The sequence below is a fragment of the Halorhabdus salina genome (assembly GCF_013839425.1).
GTDB lineage: Archaea > Halobacteriota > Halobacteria > Halobacteriales > Haloarculaceae > Halorhabdus > Halorhabdus salina.
On the sequence record NZ_JACDNP010000004.1, the window covers coordinates 194,960 to 212,751 of the forward strand.

Below are 17,792 nucleotides of genomic sequence, written 5' to 3' on the forward strand. Positions count from 1 at the left end.
AAAACCGCACGCAAGCACCGCCACGGAGACCGACGACAACGCTTAAACGGACCGCTACCGTGCCCATCGGTAGACAGATGGGCGCGATCGAGGACGTATACGCGGATCTCGATGCTGATATTTCCGAAGAGGAGTTCCGCGAAGCAGTCGAGGAGAAAGTCGAACAGATGGGGGGGCTGGCGGACGAGGAGACGGCGGCGATGCTTATCGCCCACGAACTCACCGAGAACGAGGTCGAGACCGTCTCAGACATCGAGGCCGGGATGGAGGAAGTGCAGTTCATCGCGAAAGCGCTCTCGGTCGGCGAATTGCGGACCTTCGAACGGGACGGCGAGGACACCGAAGACGGCCGCGTGATCAACGTCGAGGCGGCCGACGAAACGGGGACCGTCCGGCTGGCCTTCTGGGACCAAGAGGCGGCAGCCATCGACGATGGCGCACTCGAAGTCGGGGATGTCCTCCGGATCCAGGGACGCCCCCAAGATGGCTACAACGGGCTGGAGGTCAGTGTGGATAAGGCCGAACCGGACGACGAAACAACGATCGACGTCGAACCGGGCGACGGCGACACCATCGACTCGCTGTCGCTCGGCCAGTCCAGCGTCACCGTTCGCGGTGTCGTGCTCGATACCGAACCCGTCCGAACCTTCGAGCGTGATGATGGCTCGGAAGGACGAGTCGCAAACGTCGCGATCGGTGACGAAACAGGTCGCGTTCGCGTGACGCTCTGGGATGAACAGGCGGATCGCGCCGAAGCTGTCGCGCCAGACGAGGCCGTCGAGGTCGTCGACGGGTACGTCCGCGAGCGTGACGGCGACCTCGAAGTCCACCTCGGCGATGAGAGTGCCCTGGAGACAATCGAGGACGCCGACGTGGAATACGCCCCGGAGACGACACCGATCGACGACGTCGAGATGGACGCAACCGTCGATATCGGCGGTGTCGTTCGCTCGACCGATCCAAAACGCACCTTCGACCGAGACGACGGCTCGGAGGGGCAGGTCAAGAACATCCGCATCCAGGACGACAGCGGCGACATCCGCGTCGCGCTGTGGGGCGAGAAAGCCGACCGCGACCTCACGCCGGGCGACGAAGTCGTCTGTGCCGACGTCGAAATCCAGGACGGCTACCAGGACGATCTGGAAGCCTCGGCCGGTTGGCAGTCGACGGTCGTCGTGCTGGAAGACGGCGCATCGATGGCTCCAGCGGCTGAGAAGGGCCCCAACGACGCAGGAAGCGACGGGGGACACACCGGCCTCTCCGATTTTGCCGAGGAAGGTGCAAGCGATGAAAATGGGTCGAGGGGCGACGAGAGCGGCGAGCAGGGGGACGGCGAATCCATCGAGTTTACGGGCACGGTCGTCCAGACCGGTGATCCCGTCATTATCGACGATGGCGAGGAGACGATCAGCCTTGAGACGAACGAGTCAGTGCGGCTCGGTGAGGAACTGACGGTACGAGGGAAGCGCCACGACGGACGGATCGACGTCGAGGAACTGTTCTGAGAACGGGAAGGTCCGGCAGCGGGTGGAAACCCTTAAGACCCAAACCGCCCCCGTGTGGCGTATGAGCGTCGAGCTACCGTTCGCCCCCGTCGATTCGATCATCCGGCGCAACGCCGGTGGGCTACGGGTGAGCGCCGAGGCGACCGAGGAACTCACTCGCCGGATCCAATCCCGCGGGGCGGAGTTGGCCGTCGACGCCGCTGCACAGGCCGACAACGACGGACGAAAGACGCTGATGGCGGCCGATTTCGGCGTCGAGAACGTCCCTGAAAAAGACGCGCTCGAAGTGCCGATCGCACCGGTCGATCGGATTGCCCGTCTCGAGATCGACGACCGGTACCGGGTCGCAATGGACGCCCGGATCGCGCTGGCATCGATTCTAGAAGACGAAGGCGACGACATCGCCGCCGCCGCGGCGTCGCTGGCCAAACACGCCGGCCGCCGAACGATTAAGGCAGCGGACGTCGAAGTCTACTTTCAACTCCAGCAATACGTTGAATGAAATTCGGGTACCGCGAGATCTGCCTCGATCACGACACCGGCAGCCGTCATCCGGAGAGCCCGGACCGGCTGCGGGCCATCAGGCAGAATCTCGAAGACGCTGATGACGTCACCTACGTGGCGGCCGACGCCGCGAGCAAAGCGGAGGTTCAGGACGTCCACGACGAGACGTATATCCAGTCAGTCCGGCAGTTCTGCGCGAACGGCGGTGGCAACTGGGACGCCGATACCGTCGCTGTCGAGGAAACCTGGGACGCGGCGATGGCAAGTGCCGGCCTGGCCGCCTGGGCAGCCGAGGCCGCACTCGACGGTGCCGACGGGGCTGAGACGCCCTTCGCACTCGGTCGGCCGCCCGGTCACCACGCAGTCGGCGACGACGCTATGGGCTTTTGTTTCGTCAACAACGTGGCGGTGGCTGCCCAACGGGCGCTGTCTGAGCGGGATGTCGATCGCGTGGCGATCCTCGACTGGGACGTCCATCACGGGAACGGGACCCAGGACATCTTCTACGACCGCGGTGATGTCTACTACGCCTCTTTCCACGAGGAAGGGCTCTATCCCGGGACCGGCGACATCAGCGAGTCCGGGGAGGACGCGGGAGAGGGGACGACATTGAACGTCCCATTTCCGCCGGGCTGTGGCGACGCGGATTACCTCGCGATATACGATACCGTCGTCAAGCCCGAATTCGAGGCGTTCGATCCGGATCTCCTGTTGGTGAGTGCCGGGTTCGACGCCCACGAGCAGGATCCGATCTCGCGGATGCTCGTCTCCACAGGCGGATACGGGATGCTCGCCGATCGACTGGTAACCCTGGCCGACCGCATCGATGCGCCGCTGGCGTTCGTGTTGGAAGGGGGCTACGGGTTAGAGACGCTCTCTGCCGGGGTTCGGGAAGTTCACGACGTGCTCAGTGGCAAGGATCCCGAACCAGTCGAGAGTAATCCGAGCGAGGACGGTCGCAACGTCCGGGACGCACTCCGTCATCAGGGCTTTGGAGCGCAGTAAGCGGCCAATTCCTGACCGAAGTCAGTTGCAAGATTGGCGACATCCGAACCGACAAGGATGTCGTATCCGTCTTCGAGTGCCCGCTCGATCGACGTTCCGAGTGCAACCTCGAAGAGTGCCTCGCTCCGGAGCAATGCGTCGGCGTGGCGGTAGTCGCGCTCGCGTTCGACCACGTATCGATCGCCGTGGATGAACGGCCCGTACGCATCGGTATCGTGATACGATTCGTAGAACCCTTCGGCATGGTCACGCACGTGAACGGGTGGCCCGACGTGACGCTCGACGGCGGGCCGCTCGGCGACGGCCAGTTCGGCCAGCAGAACGACACGCTCGCCGGCAAACGCCTCGGAACGAAGCACGTCGAATCCACGACGGTCGAGCAATCCGACGATACCTTCGAGGGATTTTTCGAGTTGCGGGTAGAGATCGTCCTCGACGAGATCGGGTGTCGGCAGCGTGATCGCGATCGGCGTCGTCCCACGACGGTCGAAGAAATATCGGACGTCGGCGGGCGAGATTGGTTCGGGATCGGCCGACTCGAATAGCGACTCGCGGGGGTCAGCTAGAAGCTCGCGAGCGTAGTGTTGGAACGTCGCGACGTTGGCTTTGGCGAGTGCGGCCCCAACGTTGCGCTCGGGATCGGTCGGGTCGATTACCACGAGCGGATCGTCGAACGTCGCCTGGCCGTGGGCCTCCGGGTCGAAGCGAACGGGCGGGTGCCAGTCGGCCGCCGCCTCGACGAGCGGCCGAAAGCCGCCGTATTCCAGGACCAGTAGTTCAGTCAAATAGCCGGAAAAGCCCCGCGTCCGCAAGTCGCTCCCGTAGACGCCGATGCCCTTGAGAAAGGCCTTGCAGAGCCGGACGTCAGCCGCGAGGTCGTCGGTGAGGCGAGACTGGAGATACTGCGTGTGGAAGGGGGTTCGATCGACGGCCGACTGGATGTCGGTTGCAGCCTCGACAGCGTAACAGGGGACGAGATCTACGTCGTAGCCGTCGACCTCGCCGACGACGTAGGGGTGTTCGGCGTATTCCTCGTGGCCGTTCGGAAGGACTTCGTGTCCGATTTCGAGGCCAAGCGTTTCGAGTCGCTCCCGGTCGGTTTCGGGTGGAAAGCAAACGAAGACGTCGATATCGCGGTCGCCGGCGATCCAGGTGTCCCGGGCGGTCGAGCCGACGAGCATCACGTCCGCCGCGAGGTCGTGGCTCTCGATAGCACTTTCGGCCCGTTCGATGACCGTCTCGGCGACGTGCTGGAGTTGCCGGCGCTCCTCGGCGTCGGGATCGACGCGTTCACGGACGGTATCGAGGACAGCCGTGACCTCGTCGCTCATGAGTGGGAAGATTCGACAGGGACGGGAAAGCGTATCGGTGCGGCCGCGACCGCCGGCCGGCGGCGCACTCGAAACGAAAGCCCTATCAAATAACTCCGATTACCTCACGGTGTCTGCCGCCGTAGCTCAGATGGTAGAGCACCACGCTGTTAACGTGGTTGTCCCAGGTTCGAGTCCTGGCGGCGGCGCTTTCGATTCTCTCGCGAGGCGTTTCATCGCCGAGCGATAGCGATATCGAAATGCGCCGAAATCCGGGACTCGAGCAGACGAGTCGCAGCCCCGGAACGGCTGAACGAAGTGAAGCCGCATGCCCGGAACGTCTCGGCGAGTTCGAGTCCTGGCAGCGATCGGAAGACTCGGTCTTCCGAGTCAATCAGCAATATTTGATTTCTGATGACGGCGTGAATTCTCGAAGAGAATTCAGGGCACATCAGAGCAAGCTCTGACGGCGGCGTCCTTTTGCCGGCGACACCCCGCGAGAGGTGACAGACCCATCCTGGCGAAGACGGTACAATTTTGGTGGCCGACGGGAAATGGCAGGGTGAGGGCCCGTATCTCAGTCTGGTTAGAGAGAGCGGCTCATAACCGCTTCGTCCTTGGTTCAAATCCGAGCGGGCCCATGCAAGCACTCGGTAATCTGTAGCCGACAAGCCTGCTGTTTTCACCCTAGTCCTTATTGGTCGGGGTTCAGAAGCCCAGACAATGCCGACCCACGCGCCCGATCCGGGGAGTGCAGATCCGCTCGGTCTCCACGGCGTTATCCCACCAACACTCACGGCGTTCGACGAGAACGAGGCCGTCGATTACGACGCGACCGCCGCGCAGGCGGAATTCGTCGTCGAGCAGGGTGCCCACGGGGTCTTTCCACTGGGGACCAACGGTGAGTTCCCGTTGCTGTCGGCCGACGAGCGCGAAGAGGTTGTGACGACAGTCGTCGATGCTGTCGGCGACGATGTTCCGGTGATCGCCGGGGTCGGTGCACCGGGTACTCGAGAGACGGTACAGAGCGCCGAGCGGGCCGTCGACGCCGGGGCTGACGGACTCGTCGTCATCACGCCGTTTTACTACCCGCTGGATCGTGCAGGTGCTGTCGACCACTATCGCCAGGTAGCAGCAGCCGTCGAGAAGCCGATTTACGTCTATCACATCCCACAGCTGACGGGCAATCGGCTCCCGCTATCGACCCTCAGCGAGATCGCGACGATCGATGGCATCGCGGGACTGAAAGACACCAGCGAGGACGTCCCCTGGCTCGGTCGCGTGCTCACCGATAACCCCGATCTGACCGTGCTGGCCGGATCGAACGCCCTGCTGTATACCGGGCTCGAGATGGGCTGTGCGGGAGTGGTGAGTTCCGTCGCCAACGCGTTTCCGGAACTGGTCGTCAAGTTGTACGACGCCTTCGACGCAGGCGACCCGGATCGGGCCCAGCGACTCCAGGAACGGATTGACGACGTCATCGCCGCCTTCGATCGCGGACCGTTCATGGCGAGCGTCAAGACTGGGCTGGCACTCCGAGACGTGGGTGTCGAACCCGGGCCGCTTCGACGGCCGCTCCGAAGACTCGACGACGAGAGGCAGGCTGCCCTCGCGGCTGATCTGCGTGAATTGGACCTGTTATAGGCCACGAGGGAGCAGAGACGCCACGTCAGGCTTCGTCTTCGTCCTCGGATCGACCCTGTGCTTCCCAGATTTCGCGCATCTTCTCGGCGAAGGCCACCGTTCGTTTGGGCTTGCCGGACCGGCCAGTGTCGTCGATCGAGATCTCGGCAAGCTCACTGACGAAGTCGTCGTTGAAATCCATATCCGTGATGGTCTCCGTCACGTCAAAGGTGAGCGTGTTGTCTTCCAGTTCGCTCTCGAGCCACGGGACTTTCGACTGGGCGTCGTCGTACGTGATCTCGTAGGTATCCCCGCCGAGCAGGTCACGGATCGTCGCCATCGAGCCGAGTTCGAGCCACCCACCGTCCCATTCGACATACAACGTCTTGTCTTCAAGTTTCGTATCGTATCGCTCCATGCGTCGTTCGAAAAGAGATACACCGGGATTGTATAATATCCCCACGAAGCACGTTCGTCGATAGATCAATATACAGACAGGAGAGTGTCCGTTAAGCGTGAGCCGCTGGCCCCCTGATTTATGCACACGCTCAGCACAACGTCGAACGTGACTCCGCCACATCTCAGTACGTTCGGTGAATCGCTGCTCAGGCTGTCGACGCCGATCGACAAACCGATCGAGACCACCGATGCTTTCGACGTCCACATCGGCGGGGCGGAAGGGAATGTGGCAGTAGCAGCAAAGCGGCTGGGACTCGATGCAACCTACGTGACGAAACTCCCGCAGACACCACTCGGGGAGAAAGTGACGACGGCCTATCGCACCCACGGGGTCGACACCGCCGTCGCCTGGAGTGGTCAGGGTCGCGTGGGCACCTACTACCTCGAACGCGGCGGCCAGCCCCGTGGGTCGACGGTCGTCTACGATCGGGCGGACTCGGCGATCACGACCGCAACGTTCGAGGAGATCCCGACCGAGCCATTCACCGCTGCGGACGCCGTCCACGTTACCGGAATCACACCGGCACTCTCGGCGACGCTGGCGAATACGTCCCGGGAGATTCTCGACCTCGCGGCCAATAGCGGCGCGACGACCGTCTTCGACGTGAACTACCGATCGAATCTCTGGGAGTCGATGGCGGCCGCCGAGACGATCGAAACCCTGCGGCCACTCGTCGACGTGCTGTTCGTGGCCCAGCGGGACGCCGAGAACGTGCTGGGCTACGACGGAGAGGCCGAGGATGTCGCCAGGGACCTCTTCGCGAGTGGCGATCACGAACTGGTCGTGCTGACGCGGGAAGAGAAAGGCGCGCTGGCGTTCGACGGCGAGCAGACGGTGGCCCAGCCCGTCATCGAGACCGAAACCGCCGACGCGGTCGGGACGGGCGATGCCTTCGTCGGTGGCTTCCTGGCGGCGTGGCTCGACGACGAGGACCTCACGACGGCCCTGGAGTGGGGCGCGGCAACCGCAGCACTGAAACGAACGATCGCGGGTGATATGGCCGTCGTGCGCCGGGAATCCGTCGAATCGATCCTCGAGGGGGACACGACAACGATTTCGCGTTGAGGGCCAGCGAGGCCGGAAAGCTATACCCGCTGGCCCCCGACATGCCGGGCGTGCCTGTAGACTACACCCGTCTCAGCGATCCGAACGCAGAATACACGATGCGGGACCTCTCGGCGGAGACAATGGGCGTCACGGCCGAACGCGGTGGCGGTCGCGACGTCGAGATCACGGACGTTCAGACGACGCTGGTCGAGGGGACCTATCCCTGGACACTCGTGCGGATCTATACCGACGCGGGCGTCGTTGGGACGGGCGAGGCGTACTGGGGTGGCGCCGTCCCGGAACTCATCGATCGGATGCAACCGTTCCTCGTCGGCGAGAACCCGCTCGACGTCGATCGACTCTACGAACACCTCGTCCAGAAGATGTCCGGCGAGGGCTCGATCGGCGGGACGACGATCCACGCCATCTCGGGCATCGAGATCGCGCTGAACGATCTCGCGGGCAAGATACTGGACGTGCCCGCCTACCAGTTGCTCGGTGGCAAATACCGCGACGAGGTGCGAGTCTACTGTGACCTTCACACCGAAGATGAAGCGGATCCGCAGGCCTGTGCCGCCGAAGCCGACCGCGTCGTCTCCGAGCTGGGCTACGACGCGATCAAGTTCGATCTAGACGTACCAAGCGGTCATGAGAAAGATCACGCCAACCGCCACCTGACCGAACCCGAGATCGACCACAAAGCAGAGATCGTCCGGGCGACGACCGAGCGTGTCGGCGACCGAGCCGATGTCGCCTTCGACTGCCACTGGACGTACACCGGCGGGAGCGCCAAGCGCCTGTCCGAGGCCGTCGAACCGTACGATATCTGGTGGCTCGAAGATCCGGTCCCGCCGGAGAACCACGACGTTCAGCGCGAAGTCACGCAGTCGACGGCAACACCGATCGCGGTCGGCGAGAACGTCTACCGCAAGCACGGCCAGCGCCGACTCCTGGAAGAACAGGCCGTCGACATCATCGCCCCGGACGTCCCGAAAGTCGGCGGAATGCGCGAGGGGCGGAAGATCGCCGATCTGGCCGATCTCTATTACATCCCGGTCGCGATGCACAACGTCGCCTCACCGATCGGGACGATGGCCTCTGCACAGGTCGGCGCGGCCATCCCCAACGCCCTCGCGGTCGAATACCACTCCTACGAACTCGGCTGGTGGGAAGATCTGGTCGAAGAGGACGGCCTCATCGAGGATGGATCGATGGCAATCCCCGAGAAGCCGGGCCTGGGGCTGACGCTCGACATGGACGTCGTCGCCGAGCATATGGTCGACGGCGAGACAGTATTCGATCCGGCTTGACATCCACCCCGCGCTGAAGCGCGAGGCTTTCTCCTCGCAGTTCCGTAAGAACATTGAGATTAGGGCGTCGATGGTGTCTTCGCCCCACCACGGGAGAGACGTTTCCCCCCGGCTCACTCACGTGCGCGTTCGACGGCATCGACGAACGCCGTTGCCCGCTGTTCAACGGTCGCGAAGTCGTCTCGCTTGATTGCCTCGTAATCGATCAGTGCGCTACCCGCACCCACCACGGTCGCTCCGGCGTCGAAGAAGGCGGCGACGTTGTCGCTGTCGATTCCGCCAGTCGGCATCAGCGGTAGGTCGCCCAGCGGCCCCTGGATAGCCCGCAGATGGTCTGGGCCGACCGTCGAGGCAGGGAAGACCTTGATGAGGTCGGCCCCGGCCTCGGCGGCACGGAGTGCTTCGGTCGGGGTCATCACGCCCGGTGCGACCGCCACGTCGTAGCGGTTGGCCGTCTCGATCACCTCCGGTTCGAGGGTCGGCCCGACGACGAACTCGGCCCCGGCGTCGATGGCCGCCTGGGCGGCGGGGGCGTCCAAGACCGTTCCGGCACCGACGACAGCAACCTCGTCGTCGAATTCGTCAGCGACAGCGGAGACGAGAGCTGTTGCATCTCGCGCGTCGACGGTCACCTCGAAGGCCGTCACGCCGCCCGCACGGAGCGCCCGGACGGTATCGAGCATGGCGTCGGCGTCGATATCACGGAGAACGGCGACGACATCGCTGTCGAGCAATCGCTCGTGCGTCTCGGTCATGCGCCTGACTGTCGGGAGGTGCGGATATAAGGGTCCCGACGACCGGGAGCGGTCGAAACACTGACGAGCGACAGTCGTCGTCCCATCTACGCGCGAGCGGCCTACCGAACACCCGACGCGAGTAGTGCAAGGTCACCTTCGAAAGATCTGTGCGTGTGCCCGAGTGCGGTGTAGAACGAGCGTCCGTCGTCATGGTGTCTCAGACGGCACTTCGGGTTCTCCCAGTGTCGAGCAACTGCCGGACGATCGTCGCGACGGCACAACCCCGGTCTCCGGGAACACAGGCGGGCAGCGTGTCCGAATGGCCGCCAAGCAAAGACGGATGACTACCACTTGCCGGCGTCGACACGATCGAGGGCATCGAGAAAGCCGTCGGCGAAGGCCGCGTCAGTGACGTGATCGGCGGCTTCGATCGCCGCCTCGTCAGCGTTCGCGACGGCGATTGCGGTCCCCGCTCGCTCGAACGTCGAGACATCGTTTTGGGAGTCACCGATCGCCACGAAGTCGTCGGTGTCGGAGCCGAGTCTCGGCGCGATCGACTGGAGTGCGTTGCCTTTGCTCATGTCTGGCGCCTTGACGTGATAGGCATACTGGGTATCGACGACTTCGAGCCCGTATTCGGCGGCGATCGCTTCGAGTGGTTCGACGGGAACGTCGTGGGCGAGGGCGATTTCCGTCTCCCGCCAGCGGTTGACCAGATCGGCCGTTCCCCACCCGAGATCGTAGCCCGCCTCGACGTAGGCGTCGGCGACTTTCTGGGCCGCCTTCCGGTCGCCGTGAAGGCGAACCTCGTCGTCGCTCTCGACGAATGAGACGCCGCCGTTCTCGGCGATAACGTTGCGTTGCAGTCCCAGATAGTTACAGAGCGCAATCGGAAAGGGGAGGACCTTCCCCGTGGCGAGGACGACTGGTCCGTTCCAGGCCCGCAATGCCGTCCCGACGCGGGGATCGAGGATCATCTCGTCGTTCGTCAACGTCCCGTCGATGTCTGTCACCAGCGGCACCGAGGCGGCGGACATACATCCACGAACGCGGGTGGCCGGCATGCCGGTTGCGTTTTCGCCGTCACTCTTTGAGCGTCTCGTAGGCCTCCTGGACGCGTTTGAACTGATCGGTGTCCCCGTCGTCCGCATCCGGGTGGACCGCCTTGACGCGGTCACGGTAGGCCGCCCGGATCGTCGCCTGATCAGCGTTCGAAGCGACGGCGAGTATGTCGCGGGCGTCGCTGGGGGCCATCGACGGTCCGGTCCCCGGCTCTGGGCCAGGCGTCTCACGGAAGCGACTGGCGCCGCCACCGGCTTCCCGGCGATCCGCACTCCGAGAAGCGGTTCGGCGGCCACCGCCGTTGGTTGCCCGTCGACGCGTGTGCTCAGCACTTGCCCGATCGCGGCCGTCCGAACGATCCCCTGGCTGTCGGAACCCAGCGCGCCCGCCGTTGACCGCGGCCCGGCCTTCGACGCCGCGGTAGATACGAGCCGCGAGCCGTCCGGTTCCGTGGGCCCACAGGATGTACGTCACGGTCCCGAACAGCGCCGCCGGCGCGAGAATCGCGAGATTGTACAGGATGCCAGCTACGGCTAGGGCGATGGTCATGAACGCGAAGGCGGCGGCCAGCCCCACGAGCAACCGCGATCGATGCACATCCTCACTTGTGGTGGTACTCCCGTAAGCCTCCCGCCCCGATCGCCCCTGCAGTCAGTGCAAGCGTTCCCCGGCCGTGATCAACTGCTTGCCTGCCGATTCCGCGATCGTCTTCGGCGCAAATCGCCTTACCCGGTAGCGCTGAGCCGGCTGCACGATCCTTTTTGGTCTCCGTGCCCAACCGATAGCCATGCTCGTCTATCATCTCGTCTTTGTTGCCTTGATGGTCGGGACCGAGACGTTTTTCACCGCGCTCACCACACTAAACCTGCGACACGCCGAGCAGACTGTCGGCGAGGAAACCGAATGGGTGGAGGACCGACTCGATATCGAAGACCCACGGAAGCTACTGGACTATAACCGACTCAGCACGGGACTGGGACAGCTCCAGACGTGGGTAACGCTGCTCGTCGTCTTCCTCGTGCTGTACTCGGGGGTGTACGCCGACGCCGTCGCGGCCCTGGAAGCGACTGGGTGGCCCCTCGTCGTTCGCGGGACTGTCTTCGTCCTCGGGGCCGTTGTCGCCCTCCAGGCGATCGCACTCCCCTTCGACATCGTCGACACCTTCGTCGTCGAAGAGCAGTTCGGCTTCAACCAGCAGACGCTGGGTCTATGGCTCCGTGATCTGGTCGTCTCGCTGGTCGTGATGGTCGCCATCGGTGGGGTGCTCGCGGCAGTGCTGTTTGCGGCCATCGATGCCATCGGTGGCCTGTGGTGGGTGGCTGCCTGGCTACTCTTCGTCGGGTTCACACTTCTGATGCAGGTACTGTACCCGCGCGTCATCGCACCGCTGTTCAACGACTTCGACCCGATCGAGGGGGGCGACCTCGCAGACGCCGTGAGCGAGGTGTTCGACCGCGCCGGGTTCGCCTGCTCGCAACTGTACGAGATGGACGCCAGCCGCCGGTCGAGTCACTCCAACGCCTACTTCATCGGGTTCGGCCGGACGAAGCGTGTGGTCCTGTTCGACACACTCATTGACCAGCTCTCGACGCCGTCACTGCAGGCGGTACTGGCCCACGAACTCGCCCACTATCAGCGGGGGCACATCTGGAAACAGCTGGCCGCCGGGACCGTCCAGATCGGGGCATTACTGTTCGCCGCCTCGCTCCTGGTCGAGGCTCCCTGGCTGTACGATATGTTCGGGGTTGCGGGACAGCCGATCTACGCCGGACTGGGACTGGCCGTGCTCTGGCTCGAACCAGTCGCTCGACTGTCCTCGCCGCTGACGAACCGACTGTCCCTGGCCCACGAGCGGGAAGCCGACGCCTTCGCTGTCGAGATCATGGACGCCGAGCCCATGGTCGAGGCTCTGGCCGGACTGACCAGCGAGAACCTCTCGAACCCCTTCCCACACCCCTGGTACGCGACCTTCCACTACGACCATCCGCCGATCCCGGACCGAATCAAACACATTCGGGAGACAGCGGGCGAAAACGAAGAGACAGACTCGGCCTGATCCAGCACGCCCAACGCCGACGATCGGGCTAGCTCAACTCGACGACTTCGACGTCAGTGACTCGATCGTCGGCCTCCATGGTGTCGACGACCGCATCGCTGACGGGGTCGTCGAGGTTGTAGACGGACATTGCCTCGCCGTCGATGGCCTCGCGGGCGTTGGCCATCCCGGCGATATTGATGTCGTACTCGCCGAGAATCGACCCGAGCGAGCCGATCACGCCCGGTTCGTCGTTGTTATACGAGACGAGCATCGTCCCGTGCGGGATCGCATCGACCCGGAACCCATCGATTTCGACGATCCGGGGCTCGTTGTCGCCAAACAGCGTGCCGCTGACGCTCAGTTCCTGCTCGCCGTCACAGACGGTGATCGACACCAGGTTCTGGTAGTCTTCGGTCTCGCGGCGGCGACTCTCGACGACCTGAATCCCGCGCTGCTCGGCGATCCGTGTCGGCGCGTCGACGACGACATCCTGCCAGCCGAAGGGATTGAACACGGCTGCCGTGATCAGGTCGACCTCCTCGTCGGCCAACTCGCCGGCGTACTCGATCTCGATTGACTGGACGCGGCCGTCGAACAGTCGAAGCGCGAGCTTGCTGGCCGTCTCGGCAACATCGACGTAGGCTCGCGTTTCGGGATCTGAACTCGCTTCCGTCGAGGGGATATTCAGTGCGTTCTGGACTTCCTCACCCTCCAAGCCGGAGATGATACTGTTTGCGGCGGTGACGGCGACATTGACCTGTGCGTTGTAGGTCTTGGCACCCAGGTGGGGCGTGACGACAACGTCGTCGGCCGCGAGTAGCGGGTTGTCATCGGCCGGCGGCTCGGTCGAGAAGACGTCGACGCCGGCGGCCTCGATATCGCCGCTCTCGACGGCGTCGGCGAGTGCCTGCTCGTCGATGATGCCGCCTCGGGAACTCAACACGACCAGATCGCCACCGAAGCGCTTGATCTCCTCGGGACCGATCAGGCCCCGCGTCTCGTCGGTCAGGCGAGCCTGTACCGAGAGGAGGTCGACACGTTCGAGCAATTCGTCGAGGTCGACGAGTTCGATCCCCATCTGGCGGGCGCGGGCCTCCCCGAGGTAGGGGTCGTAGGCCAGCAGATCCATCCCGAGGTTGTCAAAGCGCCAGGCGACTTCCTGGCCCAGGCGACCGAGGCCGACGATCCCGGCAGTCATCCCACCGAGTTCCAGCCCCTCGAAGTCCTCGCCGTTCCAGCCGCCGGCCTGGACCTGCATGTGGCCCTGCGGAATGTGCTTTCCGGCGTTGAATGCCAGGCCGATCGTGTGCTCGGCGGCCGCATAGACGTTCCCGCGGGGGGCGTTGGCAACGATGACGCCGTGGTCGGTCGCCGCCGGGATGTCGATGTTGTCGACGCCGATCCCCGCCCGCGAGACGACCTTGAGGTTGGGTGCGTTCTCGAAGACTTCGCGGGTAATCTCCGTCCCGCGGATCAACATTGCGTCGATGTCTTCGACGATCTCGAGGACGCCCTCGGTATCGATGTCGACGTCCTCGACGATGTCGAGACCGGCGCTCCGGAGGCGTGCCAGCCCCGCGTCGTCGATCGGGTCCGTGACCAGTACCTTCATGCCCGGAGGGAATTCCCCCACCACATTAACCTTTTAGAGTTCGGCGCGACGCGCGGGTCCGATCCGCCGAGAAAACAAGCGTTCACTGAACGGTACTTCGGGCTCTTCAGACCGGTTCGCCGAGCATTTCGGCGAGATCGTCTTCGGGGTTGCCGATCGGCTGCAGGCCGAATTCGTCGTTGAGGAGTTCGACCACGTCGTCGGTGAGCCACTCGGGGATCGTCGGACCGACGCGAACGTCCTGAATGCCCAGGTCGAACAGGCCAAGCAGGACCGCGACGGCCTTCTGCTCGAACCACGAGAGAACGATGCTTACGGGCAGATCGTTGACGCCACAGTCGAAGGCTTCGGCCAGCGCCTGGGCGATCTTGACTGTCGAAATGGAGTTGTTACACTGGCCCAGGTCGATGAACCGGGGGATGTCCGTGCCGGGGACGGTCCCGTATTCGAGGTCGTTGAAGCGGAACTTGCCACAGCCCGTGGTCAGGACGACGCAGTCATCGGGCACCGACTTCGCGAGTTCACGGTAGTATTCTCGGCCGTCTGTCGGGGCGTCACAGCCCGCGATGACGAAGAAATGCCGGAGGTCGCCGTTCTCGACGGCCTCGACGATCTGCGGCGCGATGTCGAGGACGGTCTCGTGGTAGAACCCCGTCGAGAGCGTCCCGTCGCTGTTCCATTCATCTTCAGCAGGCGCGGGCAGTTCCTTAGCGTGCTCGATGACCGGCGCAAAGTCGCCGTCCTCGATGTGGGTCGCGCCCTCTAGGCCGGCGACGGTCGTCGTGTAGAACCGGTCGGCGTAGTCGTCGACCGGCGGCATCAGACAGTTCGAGGTCCCGACGATCGCGCCGGGGAACTGCTCGAAGAGATCGCGCTGGTCGAACCACGCCTCGCCGACGTTACCCTTGAGGTGGTCGTATTTTGCGAGTTCGGGATAGCCGTGAGCGGGCAGCATCTCCGAGTGCGTGTAGACGTTGATGCCCTCGCCCTCGGTCTGTTCGAGCAGTTCCTTCAGCGCGTAGAGGTCGTGCCCGGTGACGACGATCGACTTGCCATCCACCTGGTTTTCGGGGACTTCGGCCGGTTCGGGTTTGCCCAGTGTGTCGACGTGGGCCTGATCGAGCAGTTCCATGGCGTCGATCGCGGCCGACCCCAGATCCAGGGCCTGCCCGATCGTTTCGTCCATGTCGAAGTTGACGTTCGTCAGCGTGTGAAACAGCGTCTCGTGGACGGTCGCATCGACCCCTTCGTCGACGTACCCCATCTCGCGGGCGTGGTGAGCGTAGGCGGAGACGCCTTTCGCGCCCAGGATCATCGTCTCCTGTAAACTGTCTAAGTTCGGGTCCTTGCCACAGACGCCCTGGACGGTACAGCCACCGTCGAGCGTTTGCTCACACTGCAGGCAGTCCATCATACAGGTCACCGTCCGGACCCCTCTCATAAACCTCGTCCACCGCCTCCCCGTCTCCCGGGAACGCGATCGAACGTGTTCGCTCGACGTTTTTATATATGGTATTCGAACGTCGAATTTCCTCGCTCGAACAGATCCGAACGTACAGAACTATGAATGATTATGTAAAATAATGCTATTTCTGTGGGTCAGGCGATGTCGGCGGGTGGTCCGCCGGGCAGGTCGTCGCGGCCGTGGAGTGCGGAAAAGTCCGGATCTGGCCCTTTCGGGACGATTCGCTTGGGACTCACATCGGGATGGGTCGTGTAGTAGTGTTCCGTGATGTGATCCATGTTGACCGTCTCGGAAATATGTCCAGTCTGGTAAATATCCCGCAGGTACGGCCAGAGGTGGTCGTACTCCCGGATGAGCCTGTGGTTGCACATGAAGTGGGTGTGATAGACTTCGTCGAAGCGGACGAGGGTGGTGAACATCGCGATATCGGCCTCTGTCAGGCGATCACCCGCGAGATAGCGCTGCTCGGCAAGCACGGAGTCCCAATGATCGAGCGCGTCGAACAGTTCCGCGACGGCCGCGTCGTAGGCCTCCTGAGAATCGGCGAACCCGGCTTTGTAGACGCCGTTGTTGATCGGTTCGTAGATCTTCTCGATGATCCGATCGATTTCCTCGCGGTACCCCTCCGGGTAGAGGTCCACGTCGTTCTCGGCCACGTCGTCGAACTCGGTATCGAGCATGCGCATGATTTCGGCGGACTCGTTGTTGACAATGGTGTCTTCCTGTTTGTCCCAGAGGACCGGTACCGTCACGCGACCCGTCATGTCGGGATCGGCTTCCACATAGACCTCTCGAAGGTAGTCAGCACCGTTGACGGTGTCGGTCGTACAGCCGTCTTTCTCGGGGGTGAACTGCCAGCCATCGTCACCACGGTAGGGATCGACGTAGTCGACGGTGATCGCATCTTCGAGGCCTTTCAGTGTCCGCATGATGAGCGTCCGGTGTGCCCACGGGCAGGCCCGGCAAACGTAGAGATGGTACCGGCCGGCCTCGGGCGGAAAGCGGGCGTCGGGATCAGCCGCGATTCGATCACGAAAGTTCGTTGTTTGGCGCTCGAATGCGCCGTCCTCGTTGGTCGTCTGGTAGGCGTCAGTGCGCCACTCGCCGTCGACGAGCATGTTCATACCCATATCCAGGGATGCCAGCCTCAAAAACGCGGCAGTGACATCGGTGTTACTGGCTTGATACCGAGAGGGATTCGAGCTGTTCAACCCGCCGGTCCGTCGAGGGGTGCGTCGAGAAGAGGGTAGCGAGGAGGCCGCGATCCTGTGGCGCGATACAAAGCGCACTGACGTGAGCGGCGGTCGCGTTTTCGGGCGGGTGTTCCGCAATATGAGTATCGATCTTTCGCAGTGCCTCGGCAAGCGGTTGGGCTTCGCCAGTCGTCCGGGCGGCGTCCCGATCGGCGGCAAATTCCCGGTATCGGGAGAGTGCGAGCACGAAGATCATCACGAAGAGCTTTGCTATCGTTCCCAGGATCCATGCGAAGATACTCACGATGAGGCTGTCACTGAGGGCTCCCAAGAGGAACACCCCCCAGCCGACGATCGAAGAGATGCTCTCGCCGACGACCATTATCACCGAATCCCGGTTCTTCAGGTGGGCCAGTTCGTGTGCCACGACACCGATCGCCTCGTCGAAGTCAAGCAGTTCGAGCAACGCTGGCGAGACGACGACCGTGCCGTTCCCTTTTCGGCCGACAGCGAAGGCATTTGGCGCGTCCATCTCCGCGACGAGCAATCGCGGCGGCTCGTCGAACCCCATCTCCTCGCTGATCCGCTCGTACTCCGCGTGGAACGCAGCGAACTCGTCTCTGGGCAAGGGCTTTGCGCCGACTTGGTAGAGTACGCTCCACTTGCCGACGACGTACTGGATTCCGATGAAGACGCCGAGTCCGGCGATGATGACTGGCAGTCCCAGACCGGCGGACAGTCCGATCCAGGCCAACAACAGATAGAAGCCGAACAGCACGGTGCTCACGAACGCCATTCGTACCACGAGTCCACGGTCGTTCATACTCGGGCGCACTACTGAACACTACTTATTTCTTTTCGGACTGTTTCGCGGTAGCTCCAATTCAATGAGTGGATTTAATACCTGGCAAGTGGATCGGG

The 17,792-nt window shown here is 63.3% G+C and carries 16 protein-coding genes and 2 tRNA genes; 9 read left to right on the forward strand and 9 right to left on the reverse strand.

Annotated features, from left to right (window positions below):
* The first annotated feature begins 77 nt into the window (after positions 1-77).
* The 3 genes from HZR20_RS07420 to HZR20_RS07430 all read left to right on the forward strand — a co-directional run bounded on the left by HZR20_RS07420 (position 78) and on the right by HZR20_RS07430 (position 3,014).
* Positions 78-1,505: a single-stranded DNA binding protein gene (locus HZR20_RS07420; RefSeq protein WP_181686064.1), complete on the forward strand. Its 1,428-nt coding sequence runs from the start codon at positions 78-80 to the stop codon at positions 1,503-1,505.
* Positions 1,506-1,566: 61 nt separating this feature from the next.
* A complete protein-coding gene (locus HZR20_RS14720) occupies positions 1,567-2,007 on the forward strand; it encodes a histone (RefSeq protein ID WP_181685953.1) in 441 nt (146 codons plus the stop codon).
* On the forward strand, positions 2,004-3,014 hold the full coding sequence (locus HZR20_RS07430) for a histone deacetylase family protein (protein WP_181685954.1): 1,011 nt from the start codon (positions 2,004-2,006) through the stop codon (positions 3,012-3,014). The genes HZR20_RS14720 and HZR20_RS07430 overlap by 4 nt, the downstream gene beginning before the upstream one ends.
* Here the strand turns inward: HZR20_RS07430 and cca are convergent.
* Positions 2,993-4,345 (reverse strand): CCA tRNA nucleotidyltransferase, encoded by a 1,353-nt coding sequence (gene cca / locus HZR20_RS07435; RefSeq protein ID WP_181685955.1) that lies wholly within the window; start codon positions 4,343-4,345, stop codon positions 2,993-2,995. The genes HZR20_RS07430 and cca overlap by 22 nt on opposite strands.
* A 115-nt stretch (positions 4,346-4,460) precedes the next feature.
* Here cca and HZR20_RS07440 point away from each other — a divergent pair.
* From HZR20_RS07440 to HZR20_RS07450, 3 genes are all read left to right on the forward strand, one after another.
* Positions 4,461-4,533: transfer RNA gene (locus HZR20_RS07440), tRNA-Asn, on the forward strand.
* Between the two features lie 357 nt (positions 4,534-4,890).
* Positions 4,891-4,965 (forward strand) — tRNA-Ile (locus HZR20_RS07445).
* An 82-nt stretch (positions 4,966-5,047) separates the two neighbouring features.
* The gene (locus tag HZR20_RS07450; RefSeq protein WP_181685956.1) at positions 5,048-5,968 is read left to right on the forward strand and encodes a dihydrodipicolinate synthase family protein; all 921 of its coding nucleotides are present in this window, start codon (positions 5,048-5,050) and stop codon (positions 5,966-5,968) included.
* A 25-nt stretch (positions 5,969-5,993) separates the two neighbouring features.
* Here the strand turns inward: HZR20_RS07450 and HZR20_RS07455 are convergent, their stop codons facing one another.
* Positions 5,994-6,365, reverse strand: a complete 372-nt coding sequence (locus tag HZR20_RS07455; protein WP_181685957.1) for a hypothetical protein — start codon at positions 6,363-6,365, stop codon at positions 5,994-5,996.
* A gap of 120 nt (positions 6,366-6,485) precedes the next feature.
* Here HZR20_RS07455 and HZR20_RS07460 point away from each other — a divergent pair, with 120 nt between their 5' ends.
* The gene (locus HZR20_RS07460) at positions 6,486-7,472 is read left to right on the forward strand and encodes a PfkB family carbohydrate kinase (RefSeq protein WP_181685958.1); all 987 of its coding nucleotides are present in this window, start codon (positions 6,486-6,488) and stop codon (positions 7,470-7,472) included.
* A gap of 50 nt (positions 7,473-7,522) precedes the next feature.
* Positions 7,523-8,764 carry a mandelate racemase/muconate lactonizing enzyme family protein gene (locus tag HZR20_RS07465; RefSeq protein WP_374057588.1) on the forward strand — a complete coding sequence of 414 codons (1,242 nt, stop codon included), beginning with the start codon at positions 7,523-7,525 and terminating at the stop codon, positions 8,762-8,764.
* 113 nt (positions 8,765-8,877) lie between these two features.
* On the opposite strand, the gene HZR20_RS07470 is transcribed toward HZR20_RS07465, so the two are convergent.
* From HZR20_RS07470 to HZR20_RS07480, 3 genes are all read right to left on the reverse strand, one after another.
* Positions 8,878-9,519, reverse strand: coding sequence for a bifunctional 4-hydroxy-2-oxoglutarate aldolase/2-dehydro-3-deoxy-phosphogluconate aldolase (locus HZR20_RS07470; RefSeq protein WP_181685960.1), 642 nt, complete (start codon positions 9,517-9,519; stop codon positions 8,878-8,880).
* Between the two features lie 326 nt (positions 9,520-9,845).
* Positions 9,846-10,538 carry a phosphoglycolate phosphatase gene (locus tag HZR20_RS07475; RefSeq protein WP_181685961.1) on the reverse strand — a complete coding sequence of 231 codons (693 nt, stop codon included), beginning with the start codon at positions 10,536-10,538 and terminating at the stop codon, positions 9,846-9,848.
* 46 nt (positions 10,539-10,584) lie between these two features.
* Entirely contained in the window at positions 10,585-11,160 is a 576-nt protein-coding gene (locus tag HZR20_RS07480) for a J domain-containing protein (RefSeq protein ID WP_181685962.1), read from the reverse strand.
* A 190-nt stretch (positions 11,161-11,350) separates the two neighbouring features.
* Between HZR20_RS07480 and HZR20_RS07485 the strand changes: the two genes are divergently transcribed.
* Positions 11,351-12,619 carry a M48 family metallopeptidase gene (locus HZR20_RS07485; RefSeq protein WP_181685963.1) on the forward strand — a complete coding sequence of 423 codons (1,269 nt, stop codon included), beginning with the start codon at positions 11,351-11,353 and terminating at the stop codon, positions 12,617-12,619.
* A gap of 28 nt (positions 12,620-12,647) precedes the next feature.
* Here HZR20_RS07485 and serA read toward each other — a convergent pair whose 3' ends face one another.
* The 4 genes from serA to HZR20_RS07505 all read right to left on the reverse strand — a co-directional run bounded on the left by serA (position 12,648) and on the right by HZR20_RS07505 (position 17,694).
* A complete protein-coding gene (serA, locus tag HZR20_RS07490) occupies positions 12,648-14,213 on the reverse strand; it encodes a phosphoglycerate dehydrogenase (protein ID WP_181685964.1) in 1,566 nt (521 codons plus the stop codon).
* A gap of 106 nt (positions 14,214-14,319) precedes the next feature.
* Positions 14,320-15,627: a hydroxylamine reductase gene (gene hcp, locus HZR20_RS07495; RefSeq protein ID WP_220132693.1), complete on the reverse strand. Its 1,308-nt coding sequence runs from the start codon at positions 15,625-15,627 to the stop codon at positions 14,320-14,322.
* A gap of 185 nt (positions 15,628-15,812) precedes the next feature.
* Positions 15,813-16,802, reverse strand: coding sequence for a glutathione S-transferase family protein (locus tag HZR20_RS07500; RefSeq protein WP_181685965.1), 990 nt, complete (start codon positions 16,800-16,802; stop codon positions 15,813-15,815).
* 49 nt (positions 16,803-16,851) lie between these two features.
* Positions 16,852-17,694: a M48 family metalloprotease gene (locus HZR20_RS07505; protein WP_181685966.1), complete on the reverse strand. Its 843-nt coding sequence runs from the start codon at positions 17,692-17,694 to the stop codon at positions 16,852-16,854.
* Between the last annotated feature and the right edge of the window lie 98 nt (positions 17,695-17,792).